This window comes from Martinezella lusitana, from assembly GCF_014207095.1.
Lineage (GTDB): Bacteria > Pseudomonadota > Alphaproteobacteria > Rhizobiales > Rhizobiaceae > Rhizobium > Rhizobium lusitanum_B.
Genome location: NZ_JACHBG010000032.1, coordinates 49,347 through 65,423, shown reverse-complemented (window position 1 = coordinate 65,423; position 16,077 = coordinate 49,347). Strand labels below are relative to the sequence as shown.

Sequence of the window (16,077 nt, the reverse complement as noted above, 5' to 3'; positions counted from 1 at the left end):
GATTTGCGCTGGTGACGCGGGGTGGAGCAGCCCGGTAGCTCGTCAGGCTCATAACCTGAAGGCCGCAGGTTCAAATCCTGCCCCCGCAACCAAATTTTCCCAACGACAACGATGTATTGCCGCGGCTCAATCTGGAGGGTGGCATCGCGTATTCCTAACAATCGCCCCAGGTCCATATCACAAGAACCTTGACGAACCGCATTGGTTCACCAATAATTATAGTGAACCAAAGAAAGTTAGATGCCATGACCGCTGCATTTACCGTGCGGGTTTCGGATGAAACCGCAGACAAGCTTAATCAGATTGCGGAAAAGCTGGATCGCTCCCGCGCGTACATGGCCGCCGAGGCCATTGAGGCGTTCGTTGAGCAACAAGAGTGGCAGCTCGCCGAGATCGAGGCGGGGTTGGCCGAAGCCAATCGCGGTGAGTTTGCCAGCGATGATGATTTGGCGAAGGTTGTCGGCAAGTACGTCAAGTCTGCCCGTCAATCATGAGTCGGAAACGCATCCGCTGGACGCTGCGAGCGCTGCGGCGGCTTGATGAGATTGGTGAGTATATCCAGAAGGACAATCCCGACGCCGCTGCGCGCGTTGTCGCGCGGATTGTGTCGGCGGCGGATATGCTGGCGGATTTTCCGGCGACGGGACGTGCCGGCCGCATCAAGGGCACCCGTGAAGTGGTGCTGGGGGACATTCCCTATATCACTCCCTACCGCGTCGGGTCAGATATCGAGATTCTGACCGTTATGCATGCCCATCAACGGTGGCCTTCGGAGCTGTAATTTCGCTATGGATGCGGCAATCATCTGGACGGAAGATTGTCTGGCAGCTCATGGTTATCGTCGGCTCGGCGTGCCAGACCTTGTACGTGCCGTACCGTGGTCAAAGATCTATCGTTTCGCCACTGATCGCGGGTATGTCTACCTGAAATGGAGCGCGCCTGCTTATGCGCGCGAGGCGGCGTTAATGACTCGCCTGGCCGAGCGGTTTCCCGCCGTTATCCTCCCGGTTCTTGCCTGCAATCCGGCTCTTGGCGCGTTCCTTATGCCCGATGGTGGTGAACCTCTTCGTGGCAAGCTGAAGGAATCCTATGACCGGCAAACCGTTGAGACGCTGGTTGGCGAATATGCACGTATCCAGCGTGCCTTATCTCCCGACATAGACTCGCTGCTCTCGTCGGGCGTTGACGACTGGCGTATGGCTGTCTTCCCCGATCTTTACGATGACCTCGTTCATGACGAAGATTTGCTGGTGCGCGAAGGCCTGACGACGGCAGAGATTTCAGCGTTGCAGCGGAGCGGCGACGATGTTCGTGGCTTGTGCCGCGACTTGGCCGAGTCCAACATACCCGACACGCTTGAGCATTGCGATTTTCACGACAACAACGTCTTGGTGAACGCAGACAGCTTCCTGATCAACGATTGGGGGGATGCGGTCATCACCCATCCATTCTTCTCGTTGGCAGGCTTTCTGGACAGTGCCGTGCGCAATCACGGGCTGGATGCCGGTATTGGTTTTCACGCGGAACTGAGCCGGCTCAGTTCCGCGTGAAAACCAACAGCCCAACCCATGTCGGATGCATGGCCCATTCCAGGCGGCGCTTCGTCGACGCCCTCAAAACCAGAAAGAAAGGTGGCGGGCCGCCTGAGCAGGCCCTCAGGTTCTTTGAACAACTCTACCGGATCGAAAGGCAGGCGCGAGACAAGATGCCCGAGGCCAATGAAACGCAGGCCGACTGCATTCACTGCTTCCGCCAACAGCACAGCTTACCTGTGCTGAACGCCCTCAAGTCATGGCTCGACGATATCGCGCCAAAGGTCGCACCCGATACCAAGCTCGGCGACGCCGTGTCCTACACTCTGAACCAGTGGGATTATCTGACGCGCTACATCAGCGATGGCAGGATGCCCATCGATAACAACATTCTGGAACGTGACATCAGAGTTTTTGCGACCGGAAGAAAATCGTGGCTGTTCAGCGACACTGCTGACGGAGCCAAGGCCAGCGCCGTGATCTACAGTCTCATGCTGACATGCCGCGCCTGTGGCGTCGACCCGCTGATCTGGCTACGACGCGCGCTCACTGAGTTGCCGCAGCGCGACGACAACGCCGACATCGGCGACCTGCTACCGATCAACTTCTCGAAAACATCCCCCGCCTAACAGAGCCGGATCTCGCTATCGATGCGAGGCGCGCTCAGCGGTGCAGCAGCCGTTAATGCGCATCGAAAATCGCGCTTACGTACTTGTCAATAATAGAGTGGGCAAAAATACGCGCCGACGATCTTTCCGCCCACGATGGACCTGTTGTCGCCGGGGACGGATGGGGTGATCGAATGAGGCCGGGTCTCTTCCCGCAAGCTGATTTTTGTGATACGTATCCTCGGATGATAGGATTTATTCTCCGAGCTAACGTATCATGACGGAACCCGCGTCCCAACGCCAGATTGCCCGAACCGTGCTCAGGCTCCACGGCATTGCGCGCCTGACCGAGCTGCGCGCTGAGGGCGTGACTGCCGCTACCATGAGCCGTATGGAGCGCGATGGTGAGGTGCTTCGTCTTGCACGCGGTCTCTATCAGCTCCCTGACGCCCCGCTCGACGCACACCATAGCCTCGCGGAGGCCGCCAAGCGCGTGCCGAAGGGCGTTGTCTGCCTTGTCTCGGCGCTGGCGTTTCATGAACTTACCGATCAGATGCCAAGGCATGTGTGGATGGCCATCGGCCAAAAGGATTGGGCGCCCAAGATGGAGGGCGCGCCGGTACGACTGGTTCGCTTTATCGATCGACTGCTCACCGACAGCGTTGAGACCCACACCGTCGAGGGTGTGCCCGTGAAGGTGTTCAGCGTCGCCAAGACGATTGCAGACTGTTTCCGGTATCGCAACAAGATTGGCCTGTCCGTGGCGATCGAGGGGCTTCAGGAAGCGCTGCGCCAACGCAAGGCAACTCCGGACGAAATCGCCAAACATGCTGAGCGCGGTGCTGTCGGGACAGTGATCCGGCCCTATCTCGAGGCATTGATCGCCAATGGCTAAAGAACTGAAGAATGTCGGAGCCTCGGTGCGTGCGCGTCTGTTGCAATTCGCCAAGGCGAGCGGCCAGAGTTTCGATCTCGTCCTCACGCGCTTCGCCCTCGAACGGCTGCTCTACAGGCTCGGACAATCTCCGCATGCCGACCGCTTTGTTCTCAAAGGCGCCATGCTGATGATGAGCTGGTTTGATGACCCGCATCGCGGCACGCGCGATCTTGATCTGCTGGGCTTCGGCGAGTCTGAGGCCGAACCTATGCTGGCGACGTTCCGTGAAATCATGTCGCTGGAAGCTGCCGATGGCGTGGAGTTCGACATTGCGGCGCTGCGCATCGATCGCATCCGCGAGGAACTGGAATATGGAGGGTTGCGGCTCCGCACAACGGCCTCGATCAGCGGCGCCCGCATCGGTCTGACGATTGATATTGGCTTCGGCGATGCGACGGAGCCGGGTGCCGAAGTACTCGACTATCCCTCGATGCTGGAATTTCCCGCGCCGCGCCTTCGGGCCTATGCGCGTGAGACCGTTATCGCCGAGAAATTCCAGGCGATGGTGGCGCTGGGGCGCGCCAATAGCCGAATGAAGGATTTCTACGATATCTGGATTCTCAGCCGTTCATTTGCTTACAATGATGACAGGTTGGCGCGGGCGATCGCGGCGACCTTCGCGCGGCGTGGAACCGCAATTCCTGTGGAACTGCCCGATGGGTTGACGCCGGCGTTTGCTGAGGATGACCAGAAGCAACGGCAATGGAAGGCATTTGTCGAGGGCGTCTCCCATAATCCTGGAACGCTGACGGATGTCCTCGCAGACATTGCGCCATTCCTGATGTCTCACGCAAAATTGGCGATCGACATTGACGGCGGCGTCCGAAACGGCTGAGCCATCGGCCGTCTCACCTTTGCCTTACAGGCCTATCTTTCCGAAATCGTATGACGTCGGTGAATCGTCTACGCCGCTGTGCGAAATAGCCCGCTGCGGTCGCCAGCAAGAAGAATTTTTAGTAAGTCATTGAGCGGTTGCGTCGATCGCAAGTTAAGATGAAATCCTGCCCACGCACCAAATCAAATCTCTATCATACATATCGCACCCCGCAACACGGATGCTGCGAGCCAAATCCCAGCTCCCAAGGCCTCCTAACCTCACCCTGCGTGACGAACAAAAACAAACCTTACAAACAAAGCAAATCAAAGCGAACGCCCCTCCCGTGTCGTCACCGCCGCCGCGCCAAGTTCAACAGCCCTCATGGATGGCAGGGAAATCTGACAAAGGAGCGCGAGAACCGAGATCACGGCAATGCCGGCTCCGACAGACGCGAGCGACGCTAGGCCCCAAGCGTCGATAGCTGCGCCGCCGATCACCGAGCCGATAACGACGCCGGCGTTGAAGGCGGCGATGTTCATGCCGGAGGCCACGTCCATCGCCTGTGAGCGGTGGCGCTCGGCCAACATCAGGATACGAGATTGAAGTGGCGGGATGGCGCCGTAGGTGGTGAGCCCCACAAGAGCGACAAGTCCGACCATCGCTGCGGGTTGACGGAGGGCAAAGGCCGTTAGAGCGAGCGCTAGAACAATACCGGCCAGTAGGATCACGGATGCACGATCCATTCCCAAGCGGTCCGTCAGTCGACCACCCAGTACGTTGCCGACCGCGGCGCCGAGGCCGAAGGCGAACAGGGTTGCACTCGCGGCCCCGATGCTCAGATGCGTGACTTGCAGGAGGATCGGCGAGACGAAGGTGTAGAACGCGAAGGAGCCTGTGTAGGCGAGCATGGGAATGCTCGCGCCAGCAAGCAGCCTGCGATCGAACAGCACCGCGAGATCGCGCAAGCCCGCCCCCTTGGCTGTGCCGGCACCCGATCCGGCCGGCATCAGCGCCGCGATACCGAAACTGCCGATCAGTCCGAAAGCAGCGATAACGAGAAAGATGACCTGCCAGTGCAGGATGGTCCCGAGCCAGGTGCCTACTGGCACACCGAGCGACATCGCCACCGTTACCCCACCGAAGACCAAGGCCAGCGCCGAACCCGCGCGGTCGGACGCGACCAACCGCGTCGATACGCTGGAGGCGACGGCGAAGAAGACGCCATGTGCGAGACCTGACAACAGGCGGGCGAAGAGTAATGGCGTCAGACTGTATGACAGGCCAGCGATCACGTTGCCGGCGCTGAAGGTCAGCATAGCCGCGAGGATCAGTGACTTGCGTGACAGGCGGGCGGCCAGCGCGGTCAGGACCGGGGCACCGATCACGACGCCTGCCGCATAAATGGTGATGGTCAGCCCGACATGAGTGACATCGACATGAAGGTCATCGGCCATCGCGGAGACGAGGCCAATGGTGATGAATTCGGTAAAGCCGATAGCGAAGGCGCAGAGCGAGAATATGCAGATGATCGGAGGCATGGTGATCCTTTCGAAAGTGCCGCCTTCGCCTTTGCGAGGACGCGAAAGGCGGGCAGGCGCTATTGCTTGGACCGCATCATGGTCTTTGCCTCATTTGCCTGAAATGTGCATAATTGCAGAATACTTATGGTGTTTTGGCAGAAATGATTCGCAATCTCGACGATCTGGCGGTGTTTGTTCGTGTGGCCGAATGCGGCGGCTTTTCGGCCGCCGCCCGTGTATTGGATCTTGCTCCGACCACGGTCAGTAAGCAGATCGCCCGGTTGGAAAAGCAGCTGGGGGCGACCCTCTTCGAACGTAATACGCGGCGATTGAAAATCACCGATGAAGGACGCGCCGTGGCTGAGCGGGCACGGATAGCCTTGACGTTGCTCAATGAAGCTTCAGAGATTGCACGTGCTGGCTCGGTGGAGCTTTCGGGTACGATCCGCCTGACGGCGCCGGTGCCATTCGGTAGCCGCTATGTCGCGGCGGCTACAGCCGCTTTTCGTAAACAGCATCCGAAAGTCGGCTTTGAATTGCATCTGACCGACCGTATCGTCGATCTTTATTCCGGCGATGTCGATGTCGCTATCCGTGTGGCAAAGCTGTCGGATTCTCGGCTGATTGCTCGCAGGCTGGCCGACAACCGGCGCATAGTCGTGGCCGCGCCGGACTATCTCAACCGGTACGGAAGCCTCACACATCCGCGTGAGCTGACGAAACACACATGCCTGCTGTTCTCCTATCCGGGTCTGGGACGGAATAGATGGACGCTCCATAACGGCAAGGAGGTTGAAGAGGTTGCCGTGTCGAGCGACCTTGCCACCGATAGCGGCGACACGCTGCGGGCGTGGTGTGTTGCCGGGCTTGGAGTGTCGCTGCGCGAACTCTGGGATGTAGCTGATGATCTGCGCGCAGGCCGGCTTGTCCATGTGCTGCAAGGTTGGGAGGAAGAGATTGCGCCGATCAGCTTCGTGCGGCCGAAGCGCGAGCCCGTTCCAAAGCGCATCAGCGTCTTCGTCGATTTTCTCGCGGAGCTCTGGCGCGATCCTCCATGGGATACATGAGGCGACAGAAAATCGCCTGCTCGTTCGAACAACAGACGAGGAGCCGATGCCTAGTTCGGCCTACGGAACGCGATCTGCACTGCCCGGTTCAATGCGACCGGGAGGAGGGACATATGGTTTTCCCCGGCATATTCCTCGAATGCGATCGTCGACGAGGAAGAGGTGAGCTCGGTCAATCGGAGCGCCATGTCGTGGGCGAGCTCTATTGTGCGCGTTTCCTTCGCGTGCTCCTGCCGCTTCTGCTCTTCGGCAGTTCCCTTGTGAAAGGGTGCGAGGATCTCGCCCTCATATTGCCCCGCGGAAAGATGCAGCTCAGCATCGAAGGGCACACTATTCTTCTCTAGAAACTCCCGTTCCATCTCAAGAATCGCGGCGTCTTCCCAATAGATCGCCGGGCTCGCGGAAATCCAGCGATTGAAAGCGTCCGGTTTCTTGAACAGCGCATAAAGCGTGAATAGGCCCCCGAACGAATGACCGAAAAGCGACTGGCGCGACCGGTCGATCGGAGCTTGTCTCTCTATCCACGGCTTAAGCTCGTTCTCGATAAGCGCCAGGAAACGTTCAGCGCCGCCGGTTCTTACATCGGGTGTGTCAGGATAGAACGGCGGATAGACCCGCCCCGGCGGAGGGCTGAGATCCCAGGAGCGGCGAAGGGGATCATAAGGGTCTTCGGTTGGATAGCCGATGGCGACGATCACGCCTTCGGTGACGTTGGTGCCATTGGGGTAGCTTGCTTGCACCTTCAGCGCATCGACGGCGGTGGCAAAGCATGCGTTGCCATCGGTTAAGTAGAGGACCGGCCACCCCTCCGGTGGCGCCGGCTTATCGGGTCGAAAGAGAAAGATTCTGTGCGGCTGATCGGCATTGTCGAACTTCAGATCTGTGAATGTGCAGCCGGCAAGAATGACAGGTGCTGGCGTTGCGGCCGCATAATCTGATGAGGGGTGATTCATGGCCACTCCGGCAGACAAAGAATGTGAAGCACGCGAGCAACCGGTGCTGCAATTTATAATATGAATTTGTAACTCATATTATTTGAAACGGGATCTGACAAGCGGTTTGGACGCTTTGTTCAGGGGAATTTGCGTTGGGTTGCGGCCAAGCCATCTGCTCGGTGTGGCCGCCCGGCAATGTGAAAACAAAATCCAACAAAAATATGACTCTTTTACTCATCTATTATTGACGTCGGCTGCGCCATCGAACTAACTTGCGCCATCTATTTCAGAAACGAGCAGGCGAAAGAGCTGATGAAGCAAAAATCATATAACTATATCAATTGCTTGCCGCGTAAGCGGCTATATTTTGCAGGTGGCGCCACGGCACTTGCTACGGTGTTTGCCTTGAGCGGAACCTCCTTTGCGCAGGACGCGCCCGGCAAGGTCAACAACGCAAACGCTACCCAACTCGCACCGATCATCGTCGGTGGCCAGTCGGGTGATGCAAGTGACAATGCGACGGTGGCCGCAAAGAAGAGCGGCGGTGCCACCAAGATCAACACGCCGGTGATCGAAACGCCTCGCTCCGTATCCGTGGTTACCCGAAAAGAGCTGGAGGAGCGCGGTGTTCAGGATATCGTCGAGGCTGTGCGCTACTCCGCCGGTGTTCAGACCGGCTCCTACGGCTTTGATCCGCGTTTCGACCAGATCTATATTCGTGGCAACGACGTCACGACAGACGGGGACTATCGCGATGGGCTGCGGCAGCCCTATATGAACTATGCGATGTTCAGAACCGATCCCTATGCGCTCGATCGAGTCGAGATCATCAAGGGACCGGTATCCGTGCTCTACGGTGCTGGTTCTCCGGGCGGTATCGTCAATAAGGTATCGAAGCTGCCGACGGAGGAGACGATCAGAGAGGTCGGTATCCTCTACGGAACATCGGATCGCGCCCAGACGATGTTCGATTTTAGCGGACCGGTCAGCAAGGACGACGATAGCATGCTCTATCGCATCACCGGCCTCGCACGGAAGGGCAATACGAATTTCGACATAGCCGATGACCGCTATCTCATCCAACCGTCCTTCACCTGGAAGCCTGACGAGGCAACGAAGTTCACGATCTACGGCTCGGCGCAATCGACAACGGCGGATGCCAATGTCGGTGCAATGATCGGCCCCGATGGCAATGTTCTCAATTTTCGGGACAGCGATCCGGACTACGACTATCAAAAGACCAAGCAGCAGCAGATCGGCTATCAGTTCGAGCATGAGTTCGACGGTGGTTTCACCTTTCGTCAGAACCTTCGCTTCTCTCACCTCGATCTGAAGGCGCGGTACCTCAGTACACTCGGCTGGACAGGAAACGTTGCCAATCGCGGGGCTACGGCAATCGGCGACAGGATGAATGTCTTCCAGGTCGACAACCAGCTCGAGTCCAAATTCAACACCGGTCCGGCTGCGCATACGATGCTGTTCGGCCTGGATTATACCCGGATGAGCGATTCCTTCGCCTATGGCATGGATGCGACGTCCAGCCCGGCCTATGACTTCGATATCACCAACCCGACCTATGGGGTGTCCGGTCCGACACCGAGCTACAACTTCAGCCGGGTCAACGCGAGCCTCCAGCAGTTTGGCGCCTATGCGCTTGACCAGATCGAACTAGACAAGTGGCGCTTCACGCTTGGCGGGCGCCAGACCTGGGTCAAGCAGTCGACCGATACAACGGTTGTCTCGTCGAATACGACGACGGACAGCAGTCTCAACAAAAGCGCGTTTTCAATGCAGGCTGGTGCGCTTTATCTCTTCGACAATGGGATTGCGCCATTCGCCAGCTACTCGACCTCTTTCAATCCGGTCACGCAGCGATCCGCATCCGGTAGTGTGCTCAATCCCGCAAAGGGTGAACAGTATGAGCTTGGCGTGAAGTATCAGCCGCCAGGGACCGACATCCTCCTCTCGGCCGTCGCCTATCATCTCGTCGAGAAGAACAAGCCGGTGCTGGTCGACCCGCTGACGGGTATCTATGCCTCCCTTGGCGAAGTGACCAACAAGGGTATCGAACTGGAGGCAAGAGCCAATATCGCCGACGGTTGGGATGTGGTTGCCGCCTATGCCTATAACCATTCCGAAATCACGCGCGGCGACAATGCGGGCAATGCTCCGTCCGTGACGCCGCAGAACATTGCCAGCCTATGGTCGAACTATACTTTCCAGGAGGATTCGGCTGCCAAGGGTCTGACCGTCGGTGCCGGCATCCGCTACACGGGTGAGACCTATACCAGCACGGCAAACACAGCCAAGAATGATGCGAGCTTCTATCTCGATGCCGCTATGTCTTACGACTTCGGCGCGATCGATCGGAAGTACAAGGGGCTTACCGCATCCGTCGATGTCCGCAACATCGCCAACCGCCGCCTCACGGTCTGCAACGAAGGCTATTGCTATCTCGGGCAGGGCCGAAACGTCACGGCTTCCTTGAAGTATCGCTGGTAAGTTCCTGGCAGGCGCCGTCTCTGCACGGCGCCTGCGTCCCCTCATCGAGTACTTGCCAAGCGGCGAAGTTCGGCCTCGAAACCTCCCATCCAGCTTCTTTTCTAATTCGGCTCTATAGTCTCTTCCGTCAGGGCCTGCTTGGAAACCGGGCACGGGAGCACGCGACGTTCTGTCTAATGCCACGAGCCGTGGCCGGCCCGCCCCCCTCCGGCCGATGGCGAGCCTCCGTCATCTTCTCATCGATTACTGTAGTGCCTTTGGTGGTCGGGCCACGTTTGGCCGCACCAGGCCGTGAACCCATAAATCTGCCGGGCGGACTGCTTGCCAGAATCCGCTATGCACCGCGCAGCTGAATGACGCGAAGGGCCAGGAGCTGAAGTCGAGGCCTCACGTTTGGAATGCACGCGCGTCAGATTGCGAATATCTTTCCGACGGCCAAGGGCGCCACGGTGCTGTCACCATAGGCGTTCGCGAGAGCATTCACCGCCCGCCAGCCCGTGCAATGGCCCGGCGCGATCAAGGTAAGACCGAACGTTCCGATGTCGCGCACGGATTCGGCAATGATCTTCTCGTTGCCGCCGGCCAAGTGGAAGCCGCCAGCAACAGCATAGAGAGGGATCGCCGGGAAACTGGACTGCGCATGTTTGAGAACGTTGATGATACCTGCGTGCGAGCAGGCCGTGAGCACGACAATGCCTTTGCCGCCCACGTGAACGGCCAGAAAGCGCTCGTCCATGATGAGCGGATCATCTTCCCAAGATTGGCCGTCCTCGCTCCGCCGCTTGTGGCCGGGGAACCCCTTCTCGTAGCTCGTCATGCGGGGAATCTCGCCGCTGACTAGAAACATATCGTCGAGCAGGACTTGCGCCTCAGTCGTGACGACCGGAACGGCTCCCTTCGCAACGAGATCGTTCGGCGAGGGGATCTCGCGGATGGGAAGTAATCCGCCGCCCGTGAGCGGCAAGGCGCGCTGGCGGAACATGCCGGGGTGCAAATAGCAGGGAATCGGGCGGCCGCCATTTGCTTTGGTGATGAGGTCAAACGCAATCGGCAGCCCGCCGGCGTGGTCCCAGTGCCCGTGCGAGAGCACCACAGCATCGATGCTGGCGAAGTCGATGCCCAGCCGGGTCCCATTGTATTCGACTGCGAACTCCACCGGACCGGCATAGAACAGAACAACGCGGCTCGCCGCGCCGCGAAACGCTTTGACGACGACTGACAAGCCGTGATTCGCACAACATTGGCAGCGGCCGGACAATTGTCGCATGCCCGCCCGCATAAGTGCTGTCCACTCAAGCGTGACGTTCGGCGGGGCCGTGGACAAGCTATCGGTCAGGTTGTCGATCAGGATCTGAAATTCCAACCGATCCACGGGCTGCAAAGTGGGCATGGGCGGTTTCCCTCGTTCGACCGCACGAGACTCTCTTCCGAGCTATGCGTCCTCAGGCCGAGGATAAAGTCTACCACATTAGCGAGCGGAAGCGACGCTCACATGGGCTCAAGAATAAACAGCCAATGTCGGAGTCGGGTCGTTCGCGACCGGGTTGCGCCAGTAGCAAGTCCGGCCAAGTCCGCTATGTCGCCGAAAGCGGAAGTAAATTCAGAGCATTAGTGGCACAGCCGCAGGGCGCGGCCGGTTGATGGCGCGGCCCGAGACGTGATTCAAACTCTGAAACCGGAGTCACGAATCATGCGCTACGAACTCAGCGATCAAGAATGGACCGCCATCAAACCGATGCTGCCGAACAAGCCGTGCGGCGTTTGGCGCGTAAATGACTGTCGTGTGCTCGATGGCATCTTTTTTTGTACTGCGTTCTGGTGCGCCACGGCGCGACCTGCCGAAGAACTACGGTCCCCGCACCACTTGTTATGATCGCTTCGTTCGGTGGCGGCGGGCTGGCGTCTGGGACCGGATCATGGATGGACTGGCCCGCCGGTCGTGAAGCGGCGATGCAAATGATCGATACCTCGGTCGTCCGCGCGCACCAGCGCTGAGCTTGCATCGCCGACAACAGTCATCAAGATATGGGTCGCTCGCGAGGGGGCCCGACCACCAAGATTCACGCGGTGATGGACGCCAATGGCTTGTCGGTCCATCTCGCACTCACGCCCGGTGAGGCGTACGACAATCGGTTGTGTTCGGTTCTCCTGAGCGCTTTGCTTCCATAGACGATGTTACTCGCGGATCGCGGATACGACGCGGATTCGATCAGGGAGCTTGCCCGCCAGCAAGGAGCATGGGCGAACATTCCGCCAAAACGAAATCGCAAAGACCCAATCTGCTTCAGCGTGTATCTGTATCGCGCGCGCAACTTGATCAAACGGTTCTCCAACAAGATCAAGCAATGTCGGCGCGTTGCAGCCCGATATGACAAGCTCGCAGCCAACTATCTGGCGTTCGTCAAACTCGCATCAATCCGAATTTGGCTGCGTGCTAATGAGACCGCGCCCTAGGTTGCTTTGTGTCGCTTCATCAATAGGAGCAACAGCAACGGCGCACCGACGAGAGCGGACACCAGGCCTGCGGGCATCTGGTAAGGAAAGGCAATCGTCCTGCCGAACCAGTCAGCTAGCACCATCAGGCCGCCGCCGGCAATCGCTGAACCGGTAAGCTGCGGCGCGGCGCGGCGCAATCCGAGTTCCCGGGCAAGATGTGGACCCATGAGGCCGATAAAGCTCAGGGGGCCGACGACCAGGGTCGCGGCGGCTGTCATGGCTGCGGCAAGAGCAAAGAGGCTGGCGCGGGCCTGATTGACGCGGATGCCGATCGCCTGGGCAGCCTGTGGGCCGAGCGGCAGCAGGTCGAGCCAACGATGGGCCAGAAAGGCAAGCGCAAGGCCTATCGCCGCAGCAGTCGTTGCCGCAATTGCCTTGGGTGCGTCGACGAGATAGGTCGAGCCGCTCATCCATTGCATGACGATCATCGCGCGCGGATCGCCGCCCGCGGCAAGCACGCTGATGAAGGCATCCAGCATAGCGCCGAGCGCGATGCCCGTCAGAAGTACGCGCTCCGGCGCAAAACCGGATCGGATGCCGAATAGGAACATGGCGATGAGAACCGCAAATGCGCCAAGACCGCCGAAACCGAGCTGTGCGGCCATGCCAGGGGCGGGCAGGATGAATAGTGCGGCGGTGACGCCAAGGGTGGCGCCAGCCGAAATCCCCAGCACTTCGGGGCTTGCCATCTCGTTGCCGGAAAGGCGTTGCAGGACGGCGCCGACAACCCCGAGCATCGTACCGGCAGCGAAGGCACCGGCGATGCGCGGCAGGCGATAGGGCAGTACGTCGGGCCAGTGCCGAAGGCTCAGCAACGTCCATGCGCCCTCGGGTGCGCGGCCGAAGAAGACCGCACCGATCAGGAGAAGAACGAGCACGGCGATCGATGCAAGTAGCAGTGTCCTCGAAACGTGCACGGCGTTGGCCGCATTCTGCATCGAGTTCGGAGCGTTGCCTCGCATCGCTTTCAGACGCGGCAGCATCAATAAGAGCAGCGGGGCTCCGATCAGAGCGGTAATGGCTCCTGTCGGAAGGAATGTGGAAGACGCTCCGGAAAGGAGCAGGAGCGCCTCGTCCGTCAGCAGCAGGAGGCCTGCACCGATAAGCGGTGACCAGATGAGCTGGCTTTTCATGTGTCGGGCGCCGGCAAGCTGGGCGACACGCGGAGCGATCAAGCCAATAAAGCCGATGATGCCGACTGCGCTGGTGACGATTGCTGCAAGTGCAATCGCGATGCAGACGGCGGCGATACGGGTGCGCTTGACCGAAAGACCAAGTCCGCTCGCGCCGCTATCGCCAAGTTCCATGAGCGACAACGGCCGCGCCATCAGCAAGGCCGCGACCGCAAGAGTGGTGATTTTCGGCAGAAGAGAAAGGGGAATGGTCCAGCTTTGCTGAGCCAGCGATCCGGCGCCCCAGATGAACAGTCCGGACAGATAGCGTTCGTTCATGAGGACCAGAATGGCGACAAGTGCGCCGCACCAGACGCCGACAATCAACCCGGCAAGCACCAGCGCCAATGGTGAAAAACCGCGCCTCGCGCCGATGAGGAAAACGACGCTTGCCGCCGCCGCGCTGCCGAACAGGGCAACCACATCGCGGCTGAGCCCCTGAAGGGCGGGAAAGGCAAGCATGACGACAACCAGCGCCAAGTTGGCGCCGGCGGAAATGCCGAGCGTCGACGGCGAGGCCAGCGGATTGCGCAGCACTTGCTGCAACAGGCTTCCCGATAGCGAAAGGGCGGCACCGGCCAGCAACGCGGTGGCGATCCTCGGCAGGGTTGAATAAAGCAGCAGCAGGCGCTGCGGATCGTAACCGGCTTGCTGTTGAAGCAATCGTGACCAATCAGGGGCCAGCTGGTGCCACGCGAGCAGGCCGGCGAGCGCCAGCAACGTCAGCGCCACGACAGGAGCGCCGTAGCTCTTACTTGTTTCGACGCCGGTCATGCCAATTTTTCCAGGTGATCGAGCAGGATACGTGCGAAGCGCTCGGCTTCCTGCACCATGCCGAACATCAAGGTGCCCGGCAGCACGGAGACGCGTCCGGCCTGAACGAAGGGGAGGCTGGTCCAAAGAGGGCTGTCCTGCAGATTGTCGAGGACGTTGGGCGGCAGAAGCGGCTCGAAGGCAATCAACCGGAGGCTCTGGTCGAGCGTCGCCAATTGCTCGAGACCAATCGTTTCGAAACCCCAATAGTCGCCAGTGCCGGTCCAGGCATTTTCGAGGCCGATCCTGGTCATGACATTCTGGTAGAGGCCTGCCCCGCAATAAATGCGCGCGTGGCGTTGGTCGACGAAGTTGATCAACGCCAGCGGCGGTGGTTTAAGTTTCTTCACGCGCTCCGCACAATCATCGAAGAAGCGCTCGGACCGCGCCAGGAACGCATCGGCCTGCGACCTGCGGCCGATTGCGTCTCCGAGCAGCCGTGTCGCCTCGATGGAGCGCGGCAGCGCATTGCCGCCTTCGGCATAAACGGTCAGCTCCAAGACCGGTGAAATCGCTTCGAGCTGAGGCTTCATTGGAGCGAGATAGGGCGTGGTCAGGATCAATGCCGGCTTGATGCTCGCCAGCACCTCGAGATTGATTTCGCTGGTGGTACCGAGATCGACGACACCATGCGGCATTTTCGGCTCGACGACCCACAGGTCCCAATCGGCAAGCGAAGCGATGGCAGCGGGCGCAACACCAAGCGCAAGCAGTGTTGAAGCCAAGCCGTAATCGAGCGAGACGATGGGGCCGGATATGGGCTCGGCGGCCGTTCCGACACGAGGAACCGCAAAAAGCGCCGCAGCTGCCAGAAGCGTGCGGCGCGACAGCTTAAGATTGTCGAGGATGCGTTCAGATGACATAGGCAAGCGGCGTTCCATGCACGGGATGCGCGGTGACGCCCATATTGGCGCCGTAGATCATATGCAACGTCTCTTCCTTCATAAGGCTTTGCGAAGCTCCCTTGGCAATCAGATGCCCGTGCTTCAGCGCATGCAGATGGTCGCAGAAATGCGCTGCGATATTGATGTCGTGCAGGACGAGAATGACACTCAGGTCCTTCGTTCGGCAAAGCTCACGCACGAGCCCGAGGATTTCCATCTGGTGCGCAATATCGAGTGCCGATGTCGGTTCATCGAGGAGCAGGCAACGGCTGTCCTGGGCAACCAGCATGGCGATCCAGACCCTCTGACGCTCGCCGCCGGACAGCGTCTCCACCATCCGGCCCGCCAGGGTATCGACATGGGCGAGCTTCATTGCCGTCTCCACCTTTTCCCGATCGAGATCGGTGAAGCGGCCGAGCGCTCCGTGCCAGGGATAGCGCCCGCAGGCAACAAGCTCTTCGACCGTCATGCCGCCGGCCGATGACGTATCCTGCGGCAGGTAGGCCACGGCGCGGGCGAAAGCGCGCATGTCATAGGACCCGGCTGCAATGCCGTCGAACAGGATACGCCCGCCGGTCGGTTGAATTTGTCGGGCCAGCAACTTGATCAGCGTGGATTTACCTGAGCCGTTATGGCCGATCAGGCCGGAAATCTCGCCGGCATTGAAGCTGATATCGAGCGGGTGAAGAGTGGTCTTACCGTCCACCTCGAAGCGCACGGCTTCGGTCGTAAAAACCGCGGTTTGTTGCCGATCGTTCCCTGCGGGCATTTCGTCTTTCATTTTCGTTCCTGCT

13 protein-coding genes, 1 tRNA gene and 2 pseudogenes are annotated in these 16,077 nt (G+C 59.4%); 10 read left to right on the top strand and 6 right to left on the bottom strand.

From position 1 onward, the window contains the following. The first annotated feature begins 15 nt into the window (after positions 1-15). From GGD46_RS31550 to GGD46_RS31520, 7 genes and pseudogenes are all read left to right on the top strand, one after another. Positions 16-92, top strand: a tRNA-Met gene (locus tag GGD46_RS31550). Between the two features lie 153 nt (positions 93-245). Beyond that, a complete protein-coding gene (locus tag GGD46_RS31545) occupies positions 246-494 on the top strand; it encodes a CopG family ribbon-helix-helix protein (RefSeq protein WP_184711151.1) in 249 nt (82 codons plus the stop codon). Continuing rightward, positions 491-781: a type II toxin-antitoxin system RelE/ParE family toxin gene (locus GGD46_RS31540; RefSeq protein ID WP_184711149.1), complete on the top strand. Its 291-nt coding sequence runs from the start codon at positions 491-493 to the stop codon at positions 779-781. The genes GGD46_RS31545 and GGD46_RS31540 overlap by 4 nt, the downstream gene beginning before the upstream one ends. A 7-nt stretch (positions 782-788) precedes the next feature. After that, complete coding sequence (locus GGD46_RS31535) at positions 789-1,550, top strand: aminoglycoside phosphotransferase family protein (protein WP_184711147.1); 762 nt, start codon at positions 789-791, stop codon at positions 1,548-1,550. A gap of 14 nt (positions 1,551-1,564) precedes the next feature. Continuing rightward, positions 1,565-2,161, top strand: a pseudogene (locus GGD46_RS31530) (transposase); the annotation flags it as partial. A gap of 256 nt (positions 2,162-2,417) precedes the next feature. Next, the gene (locus GGD46_RS31525) at positions 2,418-3,035 is read left to right on the top strand and encodes a type IV toxin-antitoxin system AbiEi family antitoxin domain-containing protein (RefSeq protein WP_184711144.1); all 618 of its coding nucleotides are present in this window, start codon (positions 2,418-2,420) and stop codon (positions 3,033-3,035) included. After that, positions 3,028-3,912, top strand: coding sequence for a nucleotidyl transferase AbiEii/AbiGii toxin family protein (locus tag GGD46_RS31520; protein ID WP_184711142.1), 885 nt, complete (start codon positions 3,028-3,030; stop codon positions 3,910-3,912). Before GGD46_RS31525 ends, GGD46_RS31520 begins: the two co-directional genes overlap by 8 nt. A 305-nt stretch (positions 3,913-4,217) precedes the next feature. Here GGD46_RS31520 and GGD46_RS31515 read toward each other — a convergent pair whose 3' ends face one another. Next, a complete protein-coding gene (locus GGD46_RS31515; RefSeq protein ID WP_184711140.1) occupies positions 4,218-5,432 on the bottom strand; it encodes an MFS transporter in 1,215 nt (404 codons plus the stop codon). Positions 5,433-5,575: 143 nt separating this feature from the next. On the opposite strand from GGD46_RS31515, the gene GGD46_RS31510 reads away from it, so the two are divergent. Then, a complete protein-coding gene (locus GGD46_RS31510) occupies positions 5,576-6,481 on the top strand; it encodes a LysR family transcriptional regulator (protein ID WP_184711138.1) in 906 nt (301 codons plus the stop codon). Positions 6,482-6,531: 50 nt separating this feature from the next. On the opposite strand, the gene GGD46_RS31505 is transcribed toward GGD46_RS31510, so the two are convergent. Then, complete coding sequence (locus tag GGD46_RS31505; protein ID WP_184711136.1) at positions 6,532-7,434, bottom strand: alpha/beta hydrolase; 903 nt, start codon at positions 7,432-7,434, stop codon at positions 6,532-6,534. Between the two features lie 294 nt (positions 7,435-7,728). On the opposite strand from GGD46_RS31505, the gene GGD46_RS31500 reads away from it, so the two are divergent. Beyond that, entirely contained in the window at positions 7,729-9,918 is a 2,190-nt protein-coding gene (locus tag GGD46_RS31500) for a TonB-dependent siderophore receptor (RefSeq protein WP_184711134.1), read from the top strand. A 409-nt stretch (positions 9,919-10,327) separates the two neighbouring features. Here the strand turns inward: GGD46_RS31500 and GGD46_RS31495 are convergent, their stop codons facing one another. Next, complete coding sequence (locus tag GGD46_RS31495) at positions 10,328-11,308, bottom strand: MBL fold metallo-hydrolase (protein WP_184711131.1); 981 nt, start codon at positions 11,306-11,308, stop codon at positions 10,328-10,330. Between the two features lie 300 nt (positions 11,309-11,608). On the opposite strand from GGD46_RS31495, the pseudogene GGD46_RS31490 reads away from it, so the two are divergent. After that, positions 11,609-12,372 (top strand): annotated as a pseudogene (locus GGD46_RS31490) (IS5 family transposase). On the opposite strand, the gene fhuB reads toward GGD46_RS31490, so the two are convergent. The 3 genes from fhuB to GGD46_RS31475 are packed head-to-tail and all read right to left on the bottom strand — an operon-like array spanning position 12,369 to position 16,064. After that, entirely contained in the window at positions 12,369-14,360 is a 1,992-nt protein-coding gene (gene fhuB / locus GGD46_RS31485; RefSeq protein ID WP_184711129.1) for a Fe(3+)-hydroxamate ABC transporter permease FhuB, read from the bottom strand. The pseudogene GGD46_RS31490 and the gene fhuB overlap by 4 nt on opposite strands. Beyond that, positions 14,357-15,262, bottom strand: coding sequence for an iron-siderophore ABC transporter substrate-binding protein (locus GGD46_RS31480; RefSeq protein WP_184711127.1), 906 nt, complete (start codon positions 15,260-15,262; stop codon positions 14,357-14,359). Before GGD46_RS31480 ends, fhuB begins: the two co-directional genes overlap by 4 nt. Continuing rightward, positions 15,252-16,064: an ATP-binding cassette domain-containing protein gene (locus GGD46_RS31475; protein WP_184711124.1), complete on the bottom strand. Its 813-nt coding sequence runs from the start codon at positions 16,062-16,064 to the stop codon at positions 15,252-15,254. Before GGD46_RS31475 ends, GGD46_RS31480 begins: the two co-directional genes overlap by 11 nt. Between the last annotated feature and the right edge of the window lie 13 nt (positions 16,065-16,077).